The sequence below is a fragment of the Petrocella sp. genome, from assembly GCF_059865615.1.
In genome coordinates, this window is record NZ_JCBCDA010000005.1 from 52,329 (window position 1) to 75,025 (window position 22,697).

Consider the following 22,697-nt stretch of genomic DNA (forward strand, 5'->3'; position numbering starts at 1 on the left):
GGTGGAGGTTTTTATGTCTGACTTACAAAACAGTGTCGAGCTTCTAATTAAGAGCCATATTGATGTTTTGACCAACAATCAAAAAGAGAAGAATTCTAATCACATCAGCCATCAAGATTTTACATTAATAGAAGAATTGTATGAACATGATGAAAAGGGCATTGTCCTTATTAACCATTTTGGTCATATTGAATACCGAAACAAAAAATTCTCAAAGCTTTTTATGCTGGATAAGTACGAGAAGGCTTTCTCCAATCTACTTAATTTAAGTCAATTACCCCTTGATACAAAATATGAAAATAAGATTTTCCTACTGACTTATCCAAGCGGTTTAATCGCCAAACTCATCTTAAACCATCAAATTGTAAAATTCCAAAAGTCATCCCTTTTACTATTAAAATTTACCGACCAAACGGAACGCATAAAAAATGAAACAGATAATCAAAGTTTTCGAACAAAAGTTGCTGTTTATTTCAAACATATAGAAACGCCCATGTTTTTAGTTAATCAAGCTGGTTATATTGTGGATGTCCCCCAAAATAACCTTAAGCTCTTTGGTCAAACCTTAAGAACCATTTATGATGAAAGTATTTTCGAAGCTTTCCCTTATGATTATGCAAAGGAAATTATGGATCGGGTGCAACATACAGGTGAAAAAATCAAGCTTTATTTTCAATACCAACATGATTTGGGACAGTCCATTCAAGTCTTAGATACAACTTTACATAAGGTCGGTGATGGTTTAACACTATGCCACATAAAAGACGTATCCGATTTGAATACGATGTCATCCACTCTAGAATACTTGAATAACTTTGATCCTCTAACCGGCTTTCACAACCACAATCAGTTTGAATTAAAGCTAAAAGAACTGGATCAACATGGTTACCTACCTCTTGGTGTTTATGTTCTGACGGTACAAGGACTAAAACAACTCAACAAAAAACTTGGGCACACAAATTCAGACCAACTTCTTATGGAAATTGCTAAGGACTTAAAATCAGCTGCAAGCCAGTATGAGATACCTTGCCGTATAAGTGGCGATACCTTCATCCTTTTTTTCCCAAACTGTTCAACTGGTACTTTAAATAGGTTTGTAGACAAAATGGACCAATCTATTTTGTCTTATAATGAAAAATACAGAAAGCATTTATTAACCTACACACAGAAAAACATGATTATTAAAACCAAACAAAACAGCCTTTCTAAAACGATTAAAGGTTTACTCCCCTAACAACCAATAATACTAGGAGGTTTTCATGGCAAAACTCAAATCCAAATGGCGTTCTATCACTATTGGCTATCTTCTGGTCAGTTACTTTGTAATCGTCGTCATAAACCAACAACCTATCTCATATTTCTTAATTGGCTTTGGCATTTATTTTCTTATACTGGTGCTACTCTTTCTCGGAACGTTTGTCGGCGTACTTGGTGTTCTTATTCAAACTTTTACCAAGGACAACCAAAAAACATTACCTTTTTATAAGTTAGCCTATAAGCTAGGTACACAAAACACCACCATATTAGCCACCTACGGCCTTTTACTCCTTCGGAATAATGAGGTAGAACAAGCGCTTAAGTGTTTTGATAAAGGCCTTGAAGCGAACAGTTATTTCCTCACCACTAAGACTTTAATGGGCAATAAAGCCATTTGTTATTGGAAGCTGGGACACTTAGACAAAGCCATACAAATCTATTATGATTTTTTTGATAAATATGGTGCTGAAAATCAAGGGTTTTTAACAGATCATACTTATACAGATGAAACTATCAACGCTGTGGTAAAGGATAATCCTTATTATTTCCCTCAAGACTTCACCACTTTGGGTTATCTGTTTGTCTTAAAGGAAGATTATGTCAAAGCAACTTTTTTTACGAAGGCTGCTTTGAATAAAAATGATGATTATGCCGGAGCCTATGATAATCTAGGTCTAATCGCATTTAAACAAGACGATCTAACTCAAGCTAAAAAATACTTTGAGAAGGCCTTAGAATTAGATGAAAATGCACCCGATACTTTATATCATATGGGATTAATCTCTCAGTTGGAGAACAACAACACAAAAGCACTTAACTATCTCGAAAAAGCTAAAAGTTGTTACCTTGATGGCTTAAGTACCATTAGTTATGAGATGATTGATAGGGCAATTAAACATTTAAAAACCACACTTTCCTAACTTTTAAAATATAAGATACTTAATTAAAAGCCATTCTCGTCATAAAATCATGACGAAAATGGCTTTATTCATTATTAAAATGGTTAAGGCGTCAAAACTTTGTTTTGATCCTTTAGCCTTCGAATTAATCTATACCCCTTTGTCTTACGGCCTCATATATAAGTATACTTGTAGCTACTGCGACATTAAGGCTTTCTGCTTCAGGCCGCATGGGAATCTTAATATAATCCGTTGCAAGACTAGATAAGTCCTTACTAAGTCCATCACCTTCATTTCCCATTAAAAAGCATGTTCCTTCAATATAATTACCTTCATAGTGGTTTTTTACACCCTCTAAGTGGGCAGCAAATACATAAACATCTTTTTCTTTTAGGTTTTTTATATAGCTGTTTAAATCCACATCTTTTAGGATATTCATTCTAAAAATTGCACCCATGGTGGCTTTAACAACTTTAGGGTTATACAAGTCTACAGTACCCTTTGATAACAACACCAAATCAACCCCTGCTGCATCTGCTGTTCTTAGAATAGTCCCTAGATTGCCTGGATCTTGAACATTTTCAAGGGCAATAATCAAAGGCTTATCCGGTAAAGACGTCTCCTCTATAAATGGCTTCATATAAACTGTCGCCAAAATACCTTGAGAGGTCGTCTCCTTGCTCATGGCTTTCATTACTGAATCACTTACCTGTTCAACATCCCATTCTCTACTTGAATCTATCGATTGTAACTTTTCCAATTGAGCTTCTTGTATATAAATTCGCTCAATCTGATGAAAGGGTATTTCTTTTATCAAACGCCAGCCTTCTACTACAAATTTTTGCGACTGTTGACGGTACCGTTGATTGCTTTGAAGTTTTTGTATTTCCTTTACTTTTGGATTAGATTGACTACTTATCATAATTATCCTTTTTTATCACATTGATTTTTCTAAGGTCTTCATTGGCACCGATAACAACTAAAACATCTGAGGACTGAAGAACAAAGTCCGCACCTGGAGTAATGACTATTTTTTCGCCTTTTCGGATGGCCATAACATTTATACCATAGTTGGCACGCATGTTCAGTTCCTTTAGTGTTTTACCTACCCATTCATCCATGACTTCAATTTCCACGATACTATGGTCGATAGATAACTCAATGTAGTCTATGAAATTCTCCGATATTAAATTATTAGCGATTCGTGTTCCGATTTCTCTTTCCGGAAAAATAACTTTATCCGCCCCAACTTTTTCAAGAACCCTTTTATGGATTTCATTTTGAGCTTTGGCCAGTACATAAGGCACCCCCAGTTCTTTCGCTAGTATGGTCGCCATAATACTGGCTTGAAGGTTATTAGAGATTGCCACAACCGCCACATCAAAGTTACCTATACCCAAAGCCTTGAGGGCATCTCCATCTGTAACATCCGCCTGAACCGCATGGGTAACAAAGTCTGCCACGTCCTGAATGACTTCTTCTTTTATATCAATTGCAAGAACTTCTTTTCCGTTATAAGCTAAAGTTTCCGCCACACTTCTTCCAAATTTGCCTAATCCGAAAATTACAAAATCGTTTCTACCTGCCATAACTGGGCCTCCATTTTATCCTACCATTACTTTTTCTTCCGGTTTTCTAATGTTTATTTTTTTCTTTTCATGTCTTATTGTAAGCGCGACAGCCATGGTGATGGGTCCAAGTCTTCCAATAAACATAGTCATACTCATAATCAGTTTTCCTACTTGAGAAAGCTTTGAAGTTTCACCTAATGAAAGTCCTACCGTAGCAAATCCAGATACCGCCTCAAATAAGATATCCATAAATCCACCTGATTCCGTGATGGTTAACAATATCGTCACACCCATAACCACAGACAAACTGATCATAACAACTGCTAGGGCTCTTTTAATGGTATTTCTGGGGATGCGCCGATCAAATGCCTCAGCGTCATCTTTACCTCTTACAACAGATAATACTTCAAAAAATATGACGCCTATGGTGACTGTTTTAATACCTCCAGCCGTACCTGCAGGCGATCCACCTATAAACATTAAGAGAATGGTAATGAACTTTGAAACATCGGTCATATCACTATTGGTGATCGTGTTAAAACCCGCCGTTCTCGTTGTCACTGATTGGAACATCGCACCTAATAATTTATCTTTTAAAGGCAGATTACCAAGGGTTGCATCATTAAATCCTTCTAGGAAGAAAAAGAAAAGAAAACCAACAAAAATTAAGCTTGTACTTATCACTAAAACCAGTTTTGTATGAAGTCGTAACTGTCTGAACCATCTCTTAATCTTAAAACCGAATTTCAACTCTTTTTTTGTTACTTTTAAAACATCCATCCAAACAGTAAAGCCTAAACCACCAATAACGATGAGTGCCATAACTGTAAAATTAATAATAACGCTACCGACATAAGGCGTAAGACTGTTATCACCTATAATATCAAAACCTGCATTGCAAAATGCTGATATTGCGTGAAATATACTGTAAAATATTCCTTTAACTCCATATTCCGGTACAAACTTTAAGGATAGAAACAAAGCCCCGATAGCCTCAATGATTAATGTACCTATAATAATGTTTTTTGTTAATCGTACCATGCCTGACAAAGTGTTCTGATTTAATGACTCTTGAATCATCATACGATCTCTCAAACTAATTTTCCTGCCCAAAATCATAAAAATAGTACTGGCAATGGTCATAAATCCCAGGCCACCAACTTGAATGAGCATCAAAATAACTGCTTTTCCAAAGGCGCTCCAATGAAGGGATGTATTAACGACAACCAAACCGGTTACACATACTGCCGACGTAGATGTAAAAAGAGCATCTATAAATCCTGTACCTACACCTGAATTACTTGATATAGGTAAACTAAGCAAAAAAGCACCTAGTACAATAACGACCAAAAAGCCTAGGACTAACACTTGTGTCGGTTTCAAATTAACATCCAACTGATTTTTTTGTTTAACCATAACAGCCCTTACCTCTCCTAATTCTATAATGCCTCTATTCAACAACATAAGTGTAAGCTAATGTACATTATATAACTTAGTGATTGAAAATGCAATATTACAAGCTTCATGATATAATCAAAATATCAAACTTAACAATTGAAGGAGGTTGACTATGATTAAACATATCGTTATGTGGAACATTCATGAGGATCTCGACCTTGATGCTACAAGGGCAACCTTGAAAGAAAAACTAGAAGCTTTGCTAGACCGTGTGGACAGTCTAAAGGAGATATCTGTTGGTTTTAATTACAATTCTTCAGAGGCTAAACGAGATATAATCTTAATCACAAGCTTTGATGACAAAGCCGGGCTTGAGGCTTATATCCTTCATCCTGCCCATGTAGAAGTTGGTCAATATGTAAGAGCCGTTACAAAAGACCGTGTAGTTGTTGATTATGAATATGCTTAAGAGTCAACAAGGACTTTTCTAGAGAATAAAAAAGGCGTTGCTTAGCAACGTCTTTTTTATTGTAATATTATCATTTCTAGATTGTCTTAATCCATCCAAAGTCATCCATCACATCACCGTATTGCATGCCTGTTAAAGTGTCATATATTCTCCTAGTTATAGGACCAATCTCATTGCCATGAACCACAAAATCAAGACCTTTGTAATAGATACCACCAACCGGTGATATAACCGCTGCAGTGCCTGTGCCAAACACTTCTTCTAAATCCCCATTTTTTGAGGCTTCAATGATATCATTTATTGGAATCCGCTCTTCATAAACAGGCATATTCCAAGATTTTAAAAGTGTTATTACAGAATCTCTCGTAATGCCGGGTAATATGCTACCGGACAATGCCGGTGTATATACCTTGCCACGGATTTTAAAAAAAATGTTCATGGTACCTACTTCTTCAACATACTGGTGCTCTATGGCATCTAACCACAATACTTGGGCAAAACCTTCGTTTTTTGCATTTTTCTGAGCAATCATACTGGCAGCGTAACTACCACCGGTTTTAGCCTCACCCACGCCACCTTTAGAGGCTCGTACATAAGTGTCTTCCACATAGATTCGAACCGGGTTCAGGCCTTCTTTATAATATGCACCTACCGGGGACAAAATAATCATAAACATATAGTCCTTAGAGGGGTTTACCATGAGTGTTGGCTCTGTAGCAATCACAAAAGGTCGAATATACAAAGAAGTTCCCGCTTCACTGGGCACCCAAGATGCGTCTATCTGAACCAAGGTTCTAACCGCTTGGACAAAATCTTCAACAGGTATTTGAGGCATACAAATACGGTCATTGGTGTTATTTAGCCGCTTTCCATTCATGTCCGGTCTAAAAAGATTAATTTTTCCGTCTTTTCTTCGGTAAGCTTTAAGACCTTCGAACATTTCTTGTCCATAGTGAAACACCACTGCTGAAGGATCTAAATTCAAATCCTCATAGGGCTTAATTCTTGGTTTGTGCCAACCCATACCTTCATGATAATCCATCACAAACATATGGTCTGTAAAAAAGTTACCAAAACCTAAAGCATTTGGATCCGGTTTATCTTTGAGCTGCTTAGCTTTTATAATTTCAATATTTAACATGATAACACCCCCGACTTTCAATTATATTCGTTTCATTATAACAAACTCGTGGAAAGTTAACAAGAAGAAGGACTGGCTCATGTTATCTGGTTTGCTTTGCTAATATTGAGTCACATAGGATTTTAGTATTTCAGGCAGCTCGCCGACTCTAAAAGAGTACTCACCATAATCCTTATAGATCAGTGTAATCCTATAGCTGTCTTTTGGGTCTTTGGAGTAGTCATAAGTCAAATCATAAATTATATCAATAATATCATCATCCACAATACCAACTGAATCTATCATCCCTTGTAATTTCATATCCTTCACATACTCAGGTGACATATCAACTTCCGAATCCGGTTCAAATACAGGTGTTATACGTGCACTAACAATGTCTTTTCTATTTGGTACTATGCCTTCATAACCATTTTCCTTCAACCATGCTTTTGTATTTTCAAAGCTTGGCCAAATATTCAAGCTATGATAGTTAAGTATTTCATAATTCTCCTCTCTTGTACCATCGCCAACTGTTATTGCTATATCTATGGTTCCCCAGCTATCATAACTGATTTCTTCTTTGTAGGACAATCGCATAAAATCCTTTCGATATGCTTCATATAAGGTACCACTTTTTTCCAAATTAATAATTCTTTCCTGACCACCACGTCCCCAAATGTTAATTGTAGATTTTTTTGGATGAGTTAAAATAGCTTTAATGTCTTCAAGACGTCCTCGTTTGTAACCTTCTGATTCATGTAGACGAGCAAAGCCTTCTTCCATTTTAGGGTTTTCATACATACGACGTATTCTTTTGCCATTTTTTAGTACATATACCAGATCCAACCTATATACCCGGTTATTATAACCCCTATCTTGCGCTGCATGCATCGCTGTTTCATGAAGATTAATCACTTCTTGAATAGATGGTTGTTCAGTAAAAACCAACTCGAAATTACCTTCACTTCCGTACAATACGGTTTTATCCGCCATTCTACCTTGTCTTAGATTGCTATTTTCACCATAAACAACATAAGCCACATCTTCAATGTCCGGTACATGAGATTCAAAACCAATCAAATCAAAATCTATAACCATAAGGGCCAACATAAACAGGGCAACCACCACGAGCCATGATTTGTAATATATAAATATTCTTACCGTCTTTTCAGCTATCATCTTTGTGACGCCATAACCAATAAGAGCACCAAAAAATATACCTACATACACGCCAAGTGAACGGTTTTCATAAAACATCGACCCTAACATATTAGCCAACGTCAATGTAATTAACACCGTCAATAAGCCGATGAAGCCGATTTTGGCAAAGTCAAAAGCAATTAAATCATGATGCTTTTCAAGATGTCTTTTTTTATACAAGACATAACTTGCCATAACCAAAAAACATAAATAAATAATAATAACCAAAAGGCCTTTTGTTAGAAATTCAGTATTACGTGCATCCACCATTCTTCCAATGGTGTAATAAGGTGTCATCAATAGATGTAGCGCCTCATCATCTAAATAAGTTGAAAACCCTTTTAGTGTCCAACCAATGAGTATCTTACCAAACTCTACGATAGCAACAGGTATGGCCATCATGACATAGGTTAAAACCGCCTGTAAAACAGATGAACCTACCAACATTCCAAACATAACCGTTATATAAAAAATAGTCATACCACTAAGCAACATCCCGATGTAATAGATACTCAAATGTAAGGCAAGCTCTAAAGCTGGATACCCTTTAGATACTAGAATGACATAAGATATTAATGTATTTATAGCCAAGGGTATTCCAAATAAGATTACAAAAGATATCATATGACTAAAGAATAAAGTCTTGCGACTTACTGGAAATGCATGAATGGTTGCCAAAGCTTTTTCATCTTGAATGTATCTAAATAGGACAATACCAAGGATTACCGGTAGGAAAAACAAGATAAATACATCCCATCCACTTGGAATCTTATATAACAGATTATCCATATGATGGGTTGTACCGAGCGTGTTCATTAGCATCCCAAAATTAACCACTAAGAAGTGTATAACAAAGTATAAAATCCCAATATAGGCAAATCGTTTAATATTGTTTTTTAGAATGGCCTTATTATAGAATGAGGTTTGTAACTTCATAGCCTTCCCCTCCAATCTCATAAATAAATATTTCTTCTAACGTTAATGGTATGAAATCTACTAGCACAGGTTTCATAGGGCTTAAAGACCTTTCTATCTCATCCCTTAAACCTCTTACAATTATAGTATGTACAGATCCCACTTGCATTTCCTTAAGGGGGTTCAAACTTTTCAGTGTTACTTCACTGGCTTCAAAAGCCACTTGAATCTTGTGAATATCTGACTTCATTTCATCTAAATCTCTTTCAAGGAGTAACTTACCTTCATGTAAAATACCCACATAGTCACATACATCCTCTAACTCCCTAAGATTATGTGATGAAACAACTACTGTCATATTTCTTTCAGCCACATCCTGCAGCAAGAGCGACCATATTTGACGACGCATAACCGGATCAAGGCCATCAACTGGCTCATCCAAAATCATTACGTCCGGCTTGGTACATATGGCTAGCCAGAAGGCCACTTGCTTTTTCATCCCCTTAGAAAGCTGACTGATTTTCTTCTGAATGGGAATCTTAAGCAGGGCTTGTATTCTAACAAAACGATCACGGTCAAAAACATTAAACATTTCTTCGTAAAAATCCGCCATATCTTTAATGGTAGCCATCGGAAAATAGTATAGCTCATCCGGAATGAAACGAACGCGTTGCTTTAAGCTAATATGATCTTCTACAACTTGACCATCAATGAAAACCTGACCTTGATTCTGCCTAAAAACCCCTGTCATGATTTTTAATAGGGTTGTCTTTCCTGCACCATTTGGCCCAACCATACCATAGACAGAGCCCTTCTTTACATGTATATTAATCTGATCTAGGGCTTTAAATGACCCATATGATTTTGTCAAATCGACTGTTTTAATCATTGACTTTCACCTCTCTTATAAGTATCCTTCAGAAGATCCATAAGGGATTCAATAGGTACATTCAATAGCTTTGCTTCAAGAATGGTTTCTCTTAGCTTTTTCTTGACCCCTTCAATCTCCTGATTTCTATATAAAACATCCAGTTTTTTTACAAAATTGCCTCTACCTTGAAGGGCATAAATATACCCATCTTGTTCTAACTGCTTAAATGCCTTCTGAATGGTGTTGGGATTAACTGTCAATAAAGATGCCAGCTCCCTAATCGACGGCAACTGCTCATCTTCCTTGATATGGCCTTCCAGAATCAGTCTTCTAATATTCTCATACATTTGTTCATAAATCGGAATTCGGCTTCTAATATCCACTTGAAACATAAGACACCTCCTGTATTAGCTGTATTATATAACATAATACAGCTAAGTGCAAGTCTTTTGACGCTTTAAATATAATATAAAAAACACCCTACAGATCCATGATTCTTAAACACCGACCCTTGCTTGGCCGTGAAGGCATTTTAAGATTATAGGACTTACAGGATATTTTCTATTGGATTAGGGTGTCAAAGCTATATTTCTCTATATTCACATATATAGTTAAAGGGTCAAAACTAAGTTTCACTAAATTCACATACCATATATAGATTACGTTAATGCATTCGTAACTATATATGGTATGCAAAAGTTCAACTATATAGTTTTGACGCCTTAACCATATATTGTATGTAAAAGACTAAGGATATAGCTTACACCCTCTTCTATCATTACAAACTTCTATATAAACTTACTTCATTTCTTTTATTTTTTTGAATCGGTAATATGACAAACTCAAATATAGTATTTATGGGTTTTAGTTTATATTTTTCTAATTGATCCGGCCCACAACTACCATTACCTAGGCCTGATTGTCCATAATCAATCATAACCAATGTTTCGGGTATCCGCTTAAGTTCATAAGTATGGGTCGCTTCTGTTAGATTTTTCAAGTCATAATGCATCACTGAAAAATCCATCTGCGCTTTCGCTGTTATCATAATGCCGACCCCATCTTCATTCACCAAAGAGTTCCATCTGGTTTCTGTCTTATTGCCATTTTCCTGAGGTATAATATAAGGTTCAAATTGTTCTTCTACCCTACCGTGATAAATCCCCACCAATGCACTCTCCTTCTTATCACAGTAGCTTTCATGTGGTCCTCTTCCATACCAACTTAGTTGATCAAAGCCCGATTTCATCTTAAACATCATACCGATTCTTGGAAGTAAGTCTATTTCTATTTGAGGCCTAACAGCCATAGTTATATCCATACTCCCATCGCCTTGGATTACATAACTGACCGTCGTTTCAAAAGCAATATACTCTGATGTTTTGGCGAAGTTTGCTTCAACTTGTATCTGGACTTGAGACTCACTTTTTATAATCTCTACGGATTTGACATTTCTACTCAGTCTATCCAATCCAACTTTTCTCCAAAGACCAGCCGGACAGTCCTCACGACCAACCCAGCCTTTTTCATCATTGTCGGTTGGTGCTCTAAAGAAATTCTCAGTTAGACCTTCTTCAAGTACTTCGACGCCTTCAATTTTAATGCTACTTAGAACACCATAGACTTTGTCAAAAACAATTTCAAATTCTTTACCCTTTAAAAGCAATTCAAGTTTATTCTCTTTTTGTAAAGAAAAATAATTCTTTCCATTTTGACGCATAGTTGTTATTAAGTTGCTGGTTTTGATTTCGATTTGATGTTTGTAGACTTCGTGACAATCTAAGGTATACATCATAGGTTCTTTGCTTATAAAATAAGTATTAAGGTAATAATCGCGACCATCTTTTCCTATTTCATCAAGATCATATGGTAAATGAATCAACGCATCCGTATGGGGACGAATTGATAAGTTATTAATAGAACCCGTCAGAATAACAGCCCCGTCTTCTATCAGTTCCCAATTCATTTTTATATGACTTAAATCTATAAAGTCATAACGATTTTCTATATTTATAATACCTTTGTTCCCATCTACTTCAGTGACTTTAATAGGCGCAATCACTTGCTTAAATTCCAACAAACCTGTATGAGGTCTTCTATCCGGATAGACCATACCATCTATGCAGAATTTTAGATCGTTTGGTTCATCTCCAAAATCACCACCATAGGCAAACCAAGTTCCCTTTTTTGCATCTTGTCGAGTAATCCCATGATCTGCCCATTCCCATATACAACCACCAACCAAACGGTCATATTTGTAGATGGCATCAAAATACTCTTGTTGATTTCCCATACTATTACCCATGGCATGTATAAACTCACAAATGAAATAAGGCCGTTTTTCATCTTCTCTTTTGCCTTCAGTAATTACTCTATCCACAGACGGGTACATCACGCTAACCATATCCACAACACCTGCTTCTCCCGCGCTTTCATAATGAATAGGACGTGTTGTATCTATGGACCTAATATAGCTTGCCATCGCATCATGATTGGGACCGTATCCAGATTCATTACCAAGGGACCAGAAAAGAATCGAAGGTTGGTTTTTATCTCTCAAAACCATACGTTTAGCACGGTCTACAAAGGCTGCTTCCCATTCTTTAAGGTGATTAATACCTAAAACCTTCCCTATACCATTATTGGCAATACCTTCATTTCGAACAAAACCATGGGTTTCCAAATCTGCTTCATCCATACAATACATACCATATTGATTACATAATTCATACCAATAAGGATCATTTGGATAATGAGAACTACGAACCATATTAATGTTATGTTGCTTCATCAGCAAAATATCCTTTAACATATCCTCTCTAGTTACAGCATAGCCTCTCTCAGGATGGGTATCATGACGATTCACACCTTTAAGCTTAACGGGTAAACCATTAATTAGAAACTGCCCATCTTGTATTTGAATGGATCTAAACCCAATGGTTTGTCTTCTAATATCCGTCACTTCACCTTTGCTATTTATTAACGAAATAACTAACTGGTAGAGATTAGGCGTTTCCGCGTTCCAAGTATTCACATTTTTTATCTTATGGTTTAGCTTTGCTTTGCCTTGTATCACTTTTAAGGAGGTCTCTAGGATACAGTGATTAGATTTTTCATATAAAACCACCGCTACTGTCATCTCATCTAGATCCTGAACACCTTCAGTCTCAATGCTTAAGTCCAATACCCCTGTTTTATACGAAGCATCCAGCAAACTTTGAACCCAGTAATCCTTAATATGCTTTTTATGTGTGGCATATAAATAGACTTCTCTAAAAATACCACTCATACGCCAAAAATCTTGATCCTCAAGATAACTGGTCGCTGCCCACTTATACACTTCTACAGATAAAAGATTCTCCCCAATATGAACATAAGGTGTAATGTCAAATTCCGAGGGCATATGACTGCCTTGGCTATAACCAACTTCCTTGCCATTGACATAAACTGTAAATGCAATACTCACACCACCAAAATGCAAAATAGTTTTTAAATCACCCCAAGCTTTTTCCACCATAAATACTTTTCTATAACAGCCTATAGGGTTTTCTTCAGGTATATTGGGTGGATCCACAGGTATGGGATAAGCCACATTGGTGTATACAGGTCTATCATAACCATGAAGTTGCCAATTAGAAGGCACAGGTAAAGTATCCCACAAGGCATCATCATACTCAGGCACATAATAATTATCCGGTACATAGGCTGGATGTTTGTAATACATAAACTTCCATAAGCCATTTAACAAGATAAAACGACTGGATTTTAATCTATCACCTTTCAGTGCTTGCTCCAAACTATCAAAGGGTATGCTTGACCCATGAGGGTCTAAAGTATTCATACCTAATATACTCAAGTCTTTCCAATAATCTTTTGCCATATTAACCTCCACATTAATAGTTCTCAATATCTTAGTATATAAAAATATTAAACTTATATTTCTTTAAATACTATTCTATACCCTTATTTTGATAGATTCAATATAAGTATATTCAATTATAATATAAATATTTTAAATACAACTCTTGTTATAATATTAACCAACACAAAAGACTGCCCTTGTTTTGATAAAGGCAGCCTTTTGTATAGATTACGTTGATGCATTATAACTATATATCGATTATAAGCATTCAACTCATCCTTCTAACACTATAAATCTATTTAGTGATAAAATCTATCCAATGTAAGTATTCTTTTGAGCCACCTTCAATTGGTATAACGATGATCTCAGGTAGTTCATATGAATGTAGGCCTTTAATGATTCTTTCAACTTCTTCATATAAATGCTTCTTTGTCTTAATCATCAACCTTATTTCTTCATCATGGTGCAACTTGTCATTATAGTAGTAATGGCTATACTCTGTTGATGAATGTATACATGCTGCAAGTTTTTCCTCTAGAAGCATTTTAGTAATATAATCTGCTTCTCTATAATCTCTTGATGTTGTCATGATAATAATATATCCGTCTTCCATAAGTGCCTCCTTAATCTTTGATTCTTAGCCTATTACTATTTAGCAATATCTTAGTATCCTAGTAATAAAAATATTCTCCATTAATAATTCTATATAGGTCACTGGATTTATTCGGGAAGGGTTTATGATTAAAAAATAAACTTTGACCTATATTATTATGTCCGTCCAAGGCATTTTTAGCCGCAGCCCAGCTCTCCAAATCTGGTTCCAATGTCAAAAAACTTTCATGATGGGCCGGGGGAAATTGTGTAGCGTATTTCGTATCAAAAAGAACTTCTTTAATAGACATAGGAAATCTACCACTTTTTACTCTGTTTAAAACAACATTTGCTACAGCAAGTTTGGCTTCATAGCCAATACCATTCGCTTCAACCCTTACAATCCTTGCAAGCCATAGAATATCTTCATAATTATATTGGTTGTCCGCTATCTGTTCTTGAGATACTTCAGCAGAAGGATGATTAATTGCTACCGTTCTAATTAGCGGATTATAGTTCACATCAAACGCCAGTTCTTCAGCTATAACTCTAAGTGGCAGCATCGTTCGCCCATTAACAATAGTAGGTGCCACACCCATCGTTTTTTCTTCATTGTTTACCCAGTAGTCTACACTATCTATTTTAAATGTAATCGACTTAGGTCCCAATACAATGGTAGCGGTTCTATCTTCTTCATTCCAAATCACTTCCTCGCTACCTAAAGCTTCAACTACAGTACGAATTGGCACCATTGTTCGGTCTTCTTTAATGTAGGGATTACTGTCCATTTTAATAATCATATCATTTACGCGAATATCCAGTTTCATCATAGCCGCTTCAGTGTTGTATCCCAAGCTTAGTAATATAATCAGTGTCATAATGGTCGTCATTATAGATTTCTGCATTTTTTCACACTCCATTTCATTAATGATGCGCCCTTTAAACATAAAAGTATTGTAGCATAAGGCCACATTACTTGCAAGAAACGCATGACAACCCTTCAATTGCCTTTCTTTCTCTACTTTAAATGCTTATAAGCTTCAATGAATCTCTGACATGCTGTTAGAAGGATTAGCCCAGAAAAAATCATAGCCAATACATCAACACAGTTAGTAAAGATCATCATGAAAGAAAATAGGATGAACCCTTCCGTTCGTTCAGCAAGCCCCGGTTGATAATAGAAACTTTTTTCTGTTGCTTTTTCTGATGCTGCACCGACGGTCAGGAATACTGTCATAGAAAGAATAATAGAAGAAGCAAGTACGACAAAGACCATAGGTATATTGGAATAACGATAAGCTATGGATATGAGCAATGAAATCTCCACTAAACGATCGAAGGTAATATCCATGACAGAACCAAAGGGAGACATTGTATTTGTCTTTCTAGCTATGGTGCCGTCTACGGCATCAAACAATCCTGATAGCCATAAAATAGAGACCGCAAGTAAGTTTGAAAAACCCATGGTCATCATAAAGGCCGGTATCAAACCAATCACCAAGGCCAATAGCGTAACTTGGCTTGCTGACAGCCCCCACTTAATAAACATCTCCGCACATTTACTAATAAAAGGCTGTACAATACTTCGTGCTTTTGTATCTAACATGTTGATTTCTCCTTGTTTTTACTTGCTGTTATAAAGTATATAGCGTTCTTAAAATCAAAATTAACCATCACCGTATCACCAGGTTTGAAGCCCTTATGCTGTAGTGTTATATGATGTAATATTCGATCTTTACATGCTATTTCATAAGTAATTTTATCCCCTAAATATGTTCTGCTTACTATCACACCCAAAGTACCCTCAAATGTTTTATGATTCATATATATTTCTTCAGGCCTAAATACATAGGTTAACTTTAGGCCTTCTTTATGATGGGTTCTAAATGCGCCCATTTTTGTTACAAATAGTCCATTTTCAACATAACCTTCTATATGATTTCTCATACCAAAAAAATCAGCAACCGCTCTGGACGCAGGTCTTTCATAGACTTTGTCCGGTGTATCAAATTGTTGAATGGTGCCATCTAACAAAACAGCCACTTTATCCGCCATAGAGAGTGCCTCTTCTTTATCATGGGTGACCATAATCATAGTAATCCCAAATTCCTTCTGAAGATCTCTTACGAATTTTTGCATATTTTTTCTGAGTACAATGTCTAACTTGGAAAAAGGCTCATCCAATAGCAATACTCTTGGTTCAATAGCCAACGCTCTTGCTATCGCTACTCTTTGCATCTGACCTCCCGAGATCTCATTGGGTCGTTTATTTTCATGCCCTCCAAGCTCTAATAATTCAACTAGGTGTTTTACTTTTTCATCAATGTGTTTTTTATGCACACCCCGCATTTTCAAACCAAAACCAATGTTTTGATTGAGGGTCATATGAGGAAAGAGTAAAAGGCTTTGATCCACTAAAACAGCATTTCTTTTCTCAATCGGTACTTGATCAATACATTCTTCATCAAAAAAAATACTTCCTTGATCCATATGAACAAGACCGGCTATACCGTGAAGCAATGTTGTTTTCCCGGATCCGCTGGGGCCAAGTAAAACAACAAGCTCGCCTTCTTCAACTTCCATATCTATATTATGAATGACTTGATTTCCATCATACGCTTTACTTAATTGACTTATCCTGATTTTAGACATTATACCACCTATTTCTATACATAATATTTGCTACGCTTCTGATAGAAGAGACCAACGGATTTTTCTGATATATAAACAATCAAAGCAATGGATAATATAAAAATAGTACTCAGTGCAGATGCCATGGTTCTATCACCGGACTGCACAAATGGGAATAAAAACATGGCATAAGTAACAACGCGACCACCGCCAATTAAAAATGTGATAAAATATTGACTAAAGGATATGGTATAAATCATGGAGCCGGCAATAACCATACCCGGCATAATCAGGGGCAAAGTGATGTATCTAAAGGTTTGTAAAGAGGACGCGCCAAGCACCCTTGCTTGTGCTTCAACTTTATTTCCATTAAGTTCAAATATACTAAGCAATATCTTAACGCCATACGGTATGCCAGGCACCACATGAATCAGAATGACGCCTATATAATTATTGGCAAGACCAAGCTTTGTGAAGGTCAAATGAATCCCCATAGCCACACTTAACATAGGTACTATTACAGGCATAAGAATAAGGACTTTGACTAAAGATTTACCTTTAAAGTCATAAAAAGCTATGGCTCTAGCCGCTGGTATGCTTATCGTTAGTGTAATCAATGTCACAATTATTGAAAGAAGGATACTTTGTAACAATATGGTAAAGGCTTTGGTTGTTGGATGAACTGCATAAAAGTAACCTCTAAGAGAAAAGTTCCTGGGTAACAGGTGGGGCCAAGGCCAGCTACTAGTTACACTCCAGATTAGCATCACAATAAAGGGTATTAGTATCATAAGAAGCATCATGTACTTCAACAGTTTTCGCATTATGCACCTCCATATTTTTTGAGTAACCTTAAGGCTAAAACATACAAGCCTAATGCGATAAAAGCAAAGAAAGCAATACACATGTTTATAACCATGGCATTGGCGCGATTCGCCAACTCTATGTTCGCATAATATATATAGGCAAGAACAGGCAAAGCTTTGGGCGTTGAAGCACCCAGTAAATGAGGAATCTCATAGGCGCCAAAGGAAAAAGCAAAAAGAATCATAAAACCTGATGCTATGGTCGGAAACAGTTGGGGTAAAAGCACATACCTGAAAACTTGTATATGACTAGCACCCAGATTGGCTGCGACTTTAGCATATTTTTCATCTAAATTTCTTAGTATATCTATGGTTATAAAGGTTATAAAAGGTAGGCCTTTCCATAAATAAGCAAGTATAATCCCAATACCGCCTCCATCAAAAATCAAAGGTGGGAAATCCGACATATTTTTAATGATGCCTAAGCCATAAAAAAATCTAGCCAATAAGCCGCTTTGAATATATAATATAAAAATCAATAATGCAGCTATGGTATGAGGCACCAAAATAGGTCCTTTATAAACATTAACCAAGCCTTTTACCCGTTTGCTTTTGGTGTATATAATTAAATAGGATAAAAGAACACCTAACACGACCGATAACAAGGTGGACACAAATGAAGTATATAGACTAAATTGAAAAGAAGACAAAAATTCAGTATTTTGAAGGACATTCTTATAATAATCTAATGAAATCTCATAAAGCCCTAAGGCCGGAAAGTATCCGAGACTCTGTAAGAACCCGAATACTAATCCAGTGATAAATATACCGATGATAAATATCATAACCGGCGTAAGCATGATATATGGTTTTAACTTTCTGCGAAAATTAGTTGCCCGGTATTTCATCACGCCAAATTTCCTCTATGATTGGTACGAGGTCTGCTCTCATCTCCGGCATACGCTTAACCAGCAATTCTTCTTGAGGAACCGTCCCTTGTCCAATATCAACAGTATCAAACAATGCCATCTGCACTTCTGTCAACTTCAGTGGATCCGTTACTGGAAGATCTCCCCATACGGAAGGGTCATATTTGGTCACTTGTATTTCTGGTGATAAGATATGGTTGATTAAGACCATGGCTGCGGCTTTGTTAGGTGCATTAAAAGGCATCGCCATAAAATGTGTATTGCCAATGGTGCCTTTGTCAAATAAAAACCCTTGAGCTGTCTTTGGAAAAGAACCATCTGCAATCTTTCCTGCCACATGAAATGGTGTGTAGGTCATGGTCATATAGATTTCTCCATCCTCAAACATATTATCCATCTGTGCATCTTCCGCCGGATAAGTCACACCTTCACGCCACAAGTAAGGCTTTAACTCTTTTAAATAGTCTATTGCCGGTTGTATGGTCTCTCTTAAGACTTCTTTGTCCGCAACATGATCTATAAAAACTTCATAACCTATAATATCATATATAATGTTCCTTACAAAAGCACTACCCGTAAAATGACTTGCATCAATATAAGTCAATTTCCCCGGTTGGTCTTTGGCAAGTTCTAGTAATTCTTCATGACCTTTGGGTAAAATCAATAACTGATCTGTATCCCCAATAAAAACCATTTGTGCTTTACCATAAGGTGCCTCATAGCCCTCTACCGGTTGACCGAAATCATACAAAACATCCGGTGAAGTCCCATCTACATAGGTATTGAAATTCGGCAGTTTTTCTGTAAATGGTCCATAAAGTAAGTCGTTGGTTTTTGCACTGTAAAAATTCTCACCATTAATCCAAAGCACATCTATGGTACCTTCACTGTCTAGCTGCTTCTCATTTAATAACTTCGGTAAATATTCAGCCGGAATCATAGGTACACGTTCTAAAGTAACTCCATATTGATCCATCAAAGTTTTTGCAACGGTTTCGTCCAACCATTTATTGATGTCTTCACTGCCACCCCAACCATAAAAAGTTACAGTGGTGCCATGTGCTGCTTCAATGATTTCATCAAAACTCATTTCTGCTATGTCTTTTTCTATAATCGCTTCTTTTTTACATCCAATCATAGCACTCATAAAAATCAAGATTAAGATCAGTATCATCCATTTGTTCTTCATAAAAATCTTCCCTTTTATCTATTAACTATTTTCACATATTTTCAACTTATAAGCAACCTCTACCGATAAATAATCAGACCATTATCTTGTTCAATATTAATCTGATTCTTAGCACCTCTTCAATATTTACTTAATATCACTTATATCAATACCTTTTTTCTTGGCTAGAAAGCATCTTCATTGACATCATCAAATCCAGAATCAACTATTCCAAGAAAAGAAGCTTTGCTTCGTTATGAGCTCTGCTCATATTTCTGAACGGTTCGAAAGGAAAGGACCTTGACGCATTCAGCTATGCTTTAAAACTGAATGCTAGAGTATGACGCTCCTTGAGAAGGATAAGCAAAAAAGCCTAAATATGCTTTTTTGTTTTTATCAGGTCTTTTATAACTTCAGAAGCTATAATCATGCCGGCAACAGATGGAACAAAAGAAACACTTCCGGGTATAGACCGTCTCTGATCACAGGTCCTGTCCTTGTTCGGACAAATACAATCCGTCGTACAGTCACTACCGATATCTATAGGCTTTATAGGTATTTCTTTTGAATATACAACCTTAAGCTTTTTTACACCTCTTTTGCGCAACTCTTTTCTCATGACCTTAGCAAGAGGACAAACACTGGTTTTATAGATATCAGAGACTTCAAGCATCGTAGGATTCAGCTTATTACCTGTCCCCATAGAAGCCATTAAAGGTATATTATCATCTTGACATCGTAAAACCAAATCTATTTTTGCGCTCACCATATCAATAGCATCCACAACGTAATCCACATCTGTTGGAATAATCCGATCTGCTGACTCTTTATTATACAAATAGGGATGAGTTTCTACCGTTGCCTTCGGGTTAATAGATAAGATTCTGGCTCTCATAACTTCTACTTTTAACATTCCCACGGTTTGCCTTGTGGCTTGGACCTGACGGTTGATATTGGTTAAACAAACCTCATCATCATCACAAAGAATAAAATGACCCATGCCTGACCTAGCGAGACCTTCTGCAACATAAGATCCAACACCGCCAATCCCCAGTATAACTACTTTACTATGCTTAAGTATTTCTAATCCTTCCGTACCAATGACCATTTCAGTTCTTGAAAATGCATGTAACATATCTTTACTCCTAATCACAAAAAAAAATAAACGTTATCCTTCCATAATGTACCAGAATTTTCACCATTTGTCACATGATTTTTTAGCGTCTTTATGGAATATATTCTAAACCATTCTTCTTTTCATCAACCGTACTTCTACAGTTGTACCTTCATTCTCTTTAGATTCAATATACAGGCCGCATCGTTCATTATAGGTTAGCAATAATCTGGCATGTATATTTCGAAGACCAAATCCTTTTTCATGATTCTCTAACAAAATGCTAGCCAAGGTTTCTAAAGGCATGCCCACACCGTTGTCTTTAATTGTAATCTTTATCTGCTCCTTATCGTCCTGACAACTAATGGTGATGATGCCATCTTTGTCTTTTTTATTCAAGATGCCATGAACCACAGCGTTTTCAACGATTGGCTGTAATGTTATTTTGGGAATCAAATACATTTGCAGGTCTCTTGGACAATACACTCGATAATCTATAGGCTTTTCAAGTCGATGATTCTGTATTTCCATATAGAGTCCGACGTGGGTCAATTCATCCTTGATGGAGATGAGACTTTCTCCTCTTGATAAACTCAGCTTATAGAATGTTGATAGCGCCTTCGTAATCTTTCTAATCTCTTCGCCTTTGTTTTCATAACTCATCCAATTGATCATGTCCATGGTGTTATATAGAAAATGGGGATTGATTTGGGCATGTAATAGTTCAAGTTCTGTACTTTTCATATTAAGACCAAGCTGATATTGACTTTTTGCAAGGTTCTCAATCCGTTTTACCATAAAATTATATGAACCTGCCAGTTCATTCAGCTCATCACTGGGCTTATCATCAAAATTAATTTCATCATATATATTCTCAGTGACCAGTTTCATTTTCCCTGACAAAACTGAAAGTCTTTTAGTGATTTGGTTGGCAAAAAATATTGAAAAAATAATGGCCGCAGGTATTATTAGCAGTAAAAATATATACATTAACCGTACCAAACCGGCTACTTCTTCATAAATTTTCGTTTTTGGTATAATGGTTATGATGGTCCAGTCCGTATCCGGAATAAGTCTTGTTTTTACATAACAGGGCTCATTATTAATCAAAAGAACCTCCCACTGAACTTTGTCAACCATCCATTCAACTTCTTGTAGAGAAAGTTGATACTGACTTAACAACTCCATGTTGGTAGAACTCACAATTCTATCATCTCGATTACGAATATACGTCAATGAACCATGTATGGCATTGGCATAAGTCAATATTGATCCTACGGTTGATTGAACAAAATCTATTCTAAGGTAACCAATGACTTTCACATAATCCGTTGAGCCGGTTATTCTCCTTGCTAAAGACAGTATTGGTTCTTCTTTGATATTCGGATTGGTATAAAATAGTGGCGGTACCATGAAAACTCTAGAACCGGCGCCTGGTAATTGACTATACCAATGTTGTTTCATTGCGTAATCAATTGAATTGACCTCCTCTTCCATATCATCATGAGGTAACTGAGGATTAATATACACAACAATGTCTTTAATATCTTGATCCTCTTCATACGACTTAATTCGCTCTTTTAAGTCGTAGTGGTCTTCTAAGAGTTGTCTTTTTTCTGTAACATCAACGTCTCTTTCAAGTATTTCTTTCACTCTGCTATCCACAGCAATTTGATCAGATACCTTAATGATTTTATCGATTTTATAGGCCACATAGTCCGTACCTTGATCAAACGCCTGTGTAGCTGAATATATTATTTTTTGTTCCAGCAACGATGAAACTTCCCTAAAAAAAAGTTGGCTAAATAGCAGTAAAGGTAACGCAATCAGTACAATATAGCTAATTAATAATTGATTTTTCAAATTAACGCCCCTAAACAATTTCAACATAATCGG

At 36.3% G+C, this 22,697-nt stretch carries 20 protein-coding genes; 3 read left to right on the forward strand and 17 right to left on the reverse strand.

The features are described from left to right. The first annotated feature begins 13 nt into the window (after window positions 1-13). A complete protein-coding gene (locus AC6F8J_RS00795; protein WP_500720345.1) occupies window positions 14-1,234 on the forward strand; it encodes a diguanylate cyclase domain-containing protein in 1,221 nt (406 codons plus the stop codon). A 25-nt stretch (window positions 1,235-1,259) separates the two neighbouring features. Continuing rightward, window positions 1,260-2,177, forward strand: a complete 918-nt coding sequence (locus tag AC6F8J_RS00800; RefSeq protein ID WP_500720346.1) for a tetratricopeptide repeat protein — start codon at window positions 1,260-1,262, stop codon at window positions 2,175-2,177. 124 nt (window positions 2,178-2,301) lie between these two features. Here the strand turns inward: AC6F8J_RS00800 and AC6F8J_RS00805 are convergent, their stop codons facing one another. From AC6F8J_RS00805 to AC6F8J_RS00815, 3 genes are read right to left on the reverse strand one after another with little or no spacing between them, the layout of a single operon-like run. Then, window positions 2,302-3,078 carry a TrmH family RNA methyltransferase gene (locus AC6F8J_RS00805; protein ID WP_500720348.1) on the reverse strand — a complete coding sequence of 259 codons (777 nt, stop codon included), beginning with the start codon at window positions 3,076-3,078 and terminating at the stop codon, window positions 2,302-2,304. Then, window positions 3,068-3,745: a potassium channel family protein gene (locus AC6F8J_RS00810; RefSeq protein WP_275840748.1), complete on the reverse strand. Its 678-nt coding sequence runs from the start codon at window positions 3,743-3,745 to the stop codon at window positions 3,068-3,070. The genes AC6F8J_RS00805 and AC6F8J_RS00810 overlap by 11 nt, the downstream gene beginning before the upstream one ends. A 15-nt stretch (window positions 3,746-3,760) precedes the next feature. Beyond that, complete coding sequence (locus tag AC6F8J_RS00815; RefSeq protein ID WP_500720350.1) at window positions 3,761-5,143, reverse strand: TrkH family potassium uptake protein; 1,383 nt, start codon at window positions 5,141-5,143, stop codon at window positions 3,761-3,763. 154 nt (window positions 5,144-5,297) lie between these two features. Between AC6F8J_RS00815 and AC6F8J_RS00820 the strand changes: the two genes are divergently transcribed. Next, on the forward strand, window positions 5,298-5,594 hold the full coding sequence (locus tag AC6F8J_RS00820; RefSeq protein WP_500720351.1) for a Dabb family protein: 297 nt from the start codon (window positions 5,298-5,300) through the stop codon (window positions 5,592-5,594). A 76-nt stretch (window positions 5,595-5,670) separates the two neighbouring features. Here AC6F8J_RS00820 and AC6F8J_RS00825 read toward each other — a convergent pair whose 3' ends face one another. The 14 genes from AC6F8J_RS00825 to AC6F8J_RS00890 form a co-directional block, all read right to left on the reverse strand. Further along, a complete protein-coding gene (locus tag AC6F8J_RS00825; protein ID WP_500720352.1) occupies window positions 5,671-6,735 on the reverse strand; it encodes a branched-chain amino acid aminotransferase in 1,065 nt (354 codons plus the stop codon). Between the two features lie 99 nt (window positions 6,736-6,834). Next, a complete protein-coding gene (locus AC6F8J_RS00830; RefSeq protein ID WP_500720353.1) occupies window positions 6,835-8,850 on the reverse strand; it encodes a hypothetical protein in 2,016 nt (671 codons plus the stop codon). Then, window positions 8,825-9,718 (reverse strand): ATP-binding cassette domain-containing protein, encoded by an 894-nt coding sequence (locus AC6F8J_RS00835; protein ID WP_500720354.1) that lies wholly within the window; start codon window positions 9,716-9,718, stop codon window positions 8,825-8,827. The genes AC6F8J_RS00830 and AC6F8J_RS00835 overlap by 26 nt, the downstream gene beginning before the upstream one ends. Continuing rightward, a complete protein-coding gene (locus AC6F8J_RS00840; RefSeq protein WP_500720355.1) occupies window positions 9,715-10,092 on the reverse strand; it encodes a GntR family transcriptional regulator in 378 nt (125 codons plus the stop codon). Before AC6F8J_RS00840 ends, AC6F8J_RS00835 begins: the two co-directional genes overlap by 4 nt. A gap of 386 nt (window positions 10,093-10,478) precedes the next feature. Next, entirely contained in the window at window positions 10,479-13,580 is a 3,102-nt protein-coding gene (locus tag AC6F8J_RS00845; protein ID WP_500720356.1) for a glycoside hydrolase family 2 TIM barrel-domain containing protein, read from the reverse strand. Between the two features lie 277 nt (window positions 13,581-13,857). Next, window positions 13,858-14,175 (reverse strand): divalent cation tolerance protein CutA, encoded by a 318-nt coding sequence (cutA, locus tag AC6F8J_RS00850; RefSeq protein WP_500720357.1) that lies wholly within the window; start codon window positions 14,173-14,175, stop codon window positions 13,858-13,860. Between the two features lie 58 nt (window positions 14,176-14,233). After that, complete coding sequence (locus AC6F8J_RS00855; RefSeq protein ID WP_500720358.1) at window positions 14,234-15,058, reverse strand: stalk domain-containing protein; 825 nt, start codon at window positions 15,056-15,058, stop codon at window positions 14,234-14,236. A 113-nt stretch (window positions 15,059-15,171) separates the two neighbouring features. Further along, a complete protein-coding gene (locus tag AC6F8J_RS00860; RefSeq protein WP_500720359.1) occupies window positions 15,172-15,759 on the reverse strand; it encodes a CDP-alcohol phosphatidyltransferase family protein in 588 nt (195 codons plus the stop codon). Further along, the gene (locus tag AC6F8J_RS00865) at window positions 15,753-16,805 is read right to left on the reverse strand and encodes an ATP-binding cassette domain-containing protein (RefSeq protein WP_500720360.1); all 1,053 of its coding nucleotides are present in this window, start codon (window positions 16,803-16,805) and stop codon (window positions 15,753-15,755) included. Before AC6F8J_RS00865 ends, AC6F8J_RS00860 begins: the two co-directional genes overlap by 7 nt. Window positions 16,806-16,819: 14 nt before the next feature. After that, a complete protein-coding gene (locus AC6F8J_RS00870; protein WP_500720361.1) occupies window positions 16,820-17,608 on the reverse strand; it encodes an ABC transporter permease subunit in 789 nt (262 codons plus the stop codon). Further along, window positions 17,608-18,498 (reverse strand): ABC transporter permease subunit, encoded by an 891-nt coding sequence (locus AC6F8J_RS00875; protein WP_500720363.1) that lies wholly within the window; start codon window positions 18,496-18,498, stop codon window positions 17,608-17,610. The genes AC6F8J_RS00870 and AC6F8J_RS00875 overlap by 1 nt, the downstream gene beginning before the upstream one ends. Further along, a complete protein-coding gene (locus AC6F8J_RS00880; protein WP_500720364.1) occupies window positions 18,479-19,708 on the reverse strand; it encodes an ABC transporter substrate-binding protein in 1,230 nt (409 codons plus the stop codon). Before AC6F8J_RS00880 ends, AC6F8J_RS00875 begins: the two co-directional genes overlap by 20 nt. Window positions 19,709-20,060: 352 nt before the next feature. Further along, on the reverse strand, window positions 20,061-20,822 hold the full coding sequence (locus tag AC6F8J_RS00885; protein ID WP_500720365.1) for a ThiF family adenylyltransferase: 762 nt from the start codon (window positions 20,820-20,822) through the stop codon (window positions 20,061-20,063). A gap of 105 nt (window positions 20,823-20,927) precedes the next feature. Continuing rightward, the gene (locus AC6F8J_RS00890; RefSeq protein WP_500720366.1) at window positions 20,928-22,691 is read right to left on the reverse strand and encodes a histidine kinase; all 1,764 of its coding nucleotides are present in this window, start codon (window positions 22,689-22,691) and stop codon (window positions 20,928-20,930) included. Window positions 22,692-22,697 lie beyond the last annotated feature (6 nt).